General features: G+C 41.5%; 3 protein-coding genes. 2 read left to right on the forward strand and 1 reads right to left on the reverse strand.

Translation table 11 applies throughout. The annotated features are described in order from the left end of the window. Positions 1-447 (forward strand): JAB domain-containing protein (locus tag NQ163_RS20375; protein WP_326493340.1); only part of this gene is annotated, 447 nt, incomplete at its 5' end. Positions 448-595: 148 nt separating this feature from the next. Here the strand turns inward: NQ163_RS20375 and NQ163_RS20380 are convergent. Next, entirely contained in the window at positions 596-1489 is an 894-nt protein-coding gene (locus tag NQ163_RS20380) for a LysR family transcriptional regulator (protein WP_268192157.1), read from the reverse strand. A 136-nt stretch (positions 1490-1625) separates the two neighbouring features. Between NQ163_RS20380 and ftcD the strand changes: the two genes are divergently transcribed. Then, positions 1626-3326, forward strand: a complete 1701-nt coding sequence (gene ftcD / locus NQ163_RS20385) for a glutamate formimidoyltransferase (RefSeq protein WP_120241864.1) — start codon at positions 1626-1628, stop codon at positions 3324-3326. Positions 3327-3513: the final 187 nt, after the last annotated feature.

Genomic DNA, 3513 nt, shown 5'->3' on the forward strand with positions numbered 1-3513 from the left:
GGAACGATCAATCAAACATTGGTTGAGCCAATGGAAGTATTCAGTTTGGCATTGCAAAAAAGAGCGGTTAAAATCATATTGTGTCATAATCACCCTAGCGGAGAACTTACTCCATCCGATTCGGACAAAGACGTTACCGATAGATTAATTCAAGTTGGAATTATTGTGAAAACAAAGGTGATTGACCATTTAATTATTTCTGACAAGAGTTTCCTGAGTTTTAATGACATTGGTCTTTTAGCTGAACTGAAAAAGAGCACCAAATATGTTCCCACTTATGTGCTTGAGCAGAGGATTAAAAAAGAAGCAGCAGCTATTGCCCAAAGAAAAGAGAAAGTTGAAATCGCAAAGGCCATGAAAAGAGCAGATGAACCAATAGATAAAATTGCTGCATTTACTGGCTTAAGGATGGAAGAAATCGAAAAACTAAGAGTCCGAAAAAAATAATAGCCCCTCGCTGCCGCACGAAACGAAGTTCGATGAAATCAATCCTTTCGTGTGGCTTGTACTTATCAGCTATGGCAAAGCCCGAACCAGCAGGGGGCGATATAGCATTTAAATGCAGATCAATTGTTAAATTCCTGCTTTATTTCTTCTAAATATCCACCTCCTCAGCAATATCCAAAAAGTTCTCCAACAGGGGATTGGTGTTCACCGAATTCCATACCAACTTTAAGGTAGTGCGCTGAGGGATTTCATCCAGTTCAATAAACTTGATATTCATATCGTATCCCAGTTTCAGTGAGGTTGGGACAATGGATACCCCAAAATTATTTTCGATTAATCGGAATATGGAACTTGCATTTACCGTATTGTGCGAGATGATTGGCGCAAAGCCGGCATCATCGAAAATCTGCATTACCTTTTCGTAATAGGACTGACTGTAGGAGGAATCAAACAGGATGAAAGGTTCATCTTTAAATTGTGACAATCCTTTAAAGTTACTGGCATCCGCCTTGTGATCAGCAGGCAAAACCAGGGAAAAAGTATCCTCGAAAAGAGGGAGAATGTTCAAACCTCTTGGCACACGTTCCATTCTTACAAAGCCAACATCAATTTCCTGTTTCAGCAAAGCTTTAATTTGCTTGTTGTTGTCCATTTCGTTAATGTCGAACAATACGTTGGGGTGTTCCTCTTTAAACTTCAGCAACAAATCGGGAATTACCCTTTGCATGGCCGAACCCACATAGCCCAGCTTTAGGTTTCCATCCATACCATCGTTCAATAATTTGGCATGCGAAATGATATCATCCAGGCGCTGAAAGTTATTGAGTAACTCTCGTTGCATGTACTCACCAGCTTTGGTCAACTTTACCTTTCGGTTGTGCCTTTCAAACAGGTTGACCCCCAATGCTTCCTCCATTTGCTTGATCTGTCGGCTCAATCCGGGTTGAGAAATGAACAATCTTTCCGAAGCTTTTCTAAAATGCAAGTCTTCGGCCAGCGCTAAAAAATACCTGAAATGTCTAAATTCCGTTTGATAACTCATAGTTATGAATCCCTAAATTAAATAGTATTGTTAGGTATCAAACTTAGTGATAACTTTACACAATTAGAAATCCTATTGCGATTACTCGGGTAAAGTAATGGGAAAATTTAAGCAACAAATTTAGATCTAAATCAATATGAAGCAATTAATCGAATGTGTTCCCAATTTTTCTGAAGGGAACGACATGAATATCATTAAGCAGATCACTAACGAAATTGAATCTGTAGAAGGCGTTAGCCTGATTGACGTTGATCCGGGAAAAGCTACCAACCGTACAGTTGTTACCATGGTAGGAACTCCTGATGAGGTTTGTGAAGCAGCTTTTCGTGCTGTAAAAAAAGCGGCTGAATTAATTGACATGAGCAAGCACACAGGTGCTCATCCACGTTTTGGTGCTACCGATGTTTGTCCATTGGTTCCTGTAGCGAACATTACCATGGAAGAAACAGTTGAGTATGCACACAAATTGGCTCAGCGTATTGGTGAAGAAGCTGGTGTACCTGTTTACTGTTATGAGCATGCTGCTCGTAAGGCAGATCGTAAGAACCTTGCTGTTTGTCGCGAAGGGGAGTACGAAGCTGTAAAAGAAAGAATCGGAACGGAAGAGTGGAAACCAGATTTTGGTCCTGCTGCATTTACTGATGAGGTAGCAAAATCAGGTGTTACAGCGGTTGGTGCTCGTAACTTCCTAATTGCATATAACTTCAACTTGAATACCACTTCTACTCGTCGTGCAAATGCAATTGCATTCGACGTTCGCGAGCGTGGTCGTACCAAGCGTGAAGGACATCCTATCACAGGTAAAATTGTGAAAGATGAAAACGGTAAGCCGGTTATGACTCCTGGTACTTTGAAAGCTACCAAGGCAATCGGATGGTTTATTGAAGAATTCGGAGTGGCTCAGATCTCTATGAACATGACTGACATCTCTGTGACTTCTATTCACAAGGCATTTGATGAGGTATGTGCAAAAGCTCAGGCTCGCGGTATCCGTGTAACAGGTTCTGAGTTGGTAGGTGTTGTGCCATTAAAAGCAATGTTGGATGCTGGTAAGCATTACCTGCGCATGCAAGGTCGTTCTACAGGTATTGCCGATCGTGAAATCATCAAGATCGCTGTTAAATCTCTTGGTTTGGATGAATTGTATCCATTCGATGCAGACAAAAAAATCATTGAGTACATCTTGGAGAATGAAGCGAAGAAAGGTCAGAAGAAATTGGTTGACATGACCCTGACTGAATTCGTTGAAGAAACAGCTTCAGAATCTATGGCTCCGGGTGGAGGATCGATCTCTGCTTATATGGGTGCTATGGGTGCTGCTCTTGGTTCAATGGTTGCTAACCTTTCTGCTCACAAACCAGGATGGGATGAGCGTTGGGAAGAATTCTCTGATTGGGCTGAAAAAGGAAAAGAATACCACACCAAACTAACTTGGTTGGTTGATGAAGATACCAATGCATTCAACAAAATTATGGATGCGGTTCGTATGCCAAAAGGAAGCGAAGAAGAAAAAGCTGCTCGTGCTGAAGCAATGGAAGAGGCTACCAAGTTTGCAACTATGGTTCCTTTCCAAACCATGGAGCTTTGTTTAGGCTGTATGGATGTTTGCAAAGCAATGGCTGAAATCGGAAACCCTAACTCGGTTACCGATGCCGGAGTAGGAGCATTAGCTGCTCGTTCGGGTGTAATTGGTGCATTCATGAACGTGAAAATCAATGCTGCTGACCTTACGGATAAGGCTTGGGCTGAAGACATCATCGCCAAAGGACAAGCGATTGTTGACAAAGCTGTGGCTTACGAAAAAGAAATTGTTGATATAGTGAATGCTAAGATTTAATAATTAGTGAATTACTATGTTGTTGTTGAACCTGCCAGTTTTCTGGCAGGTTTTTTTTGTTTCAAAACAACAGGCTTTTGATGCTCTCACTTGTATCGGGACCAGCAAAGCTGGAAGTCGAATAGTAAAAAAGTATAAAGGTAGAAAAGTATAATCCCGAAGCCTCGGACCCACAAAGCTGGGGGCG

This window comes from Marinifilum sp. D737 (assembly GCF_026672275.1).
In the GTDB taxonomy this organism is placed as follows: domain Bacteria; phylum Bacteroidota; class Bacteroidia; order Bacteroidales; family Marinifilaceae; genus Marinifilum.

What these genes read in the sequence shown, in the direction of transcription:
- NQ163_RS20380 (WP_268192157.1), bottom strand. Translation starts at nt 1,489, where the DNA reads ATGAGTTATCAAACGGAATTTAGACATTTCAGGTATTTTTTAGCGCTG.
- ftcD (WP_120241864.1), top strand. Translation starts at nt 1,626, where the DNA reads ATGAAGCAATTAATCGAATGTGTTCCCAATTTTTCTGAAGGGAACGAC.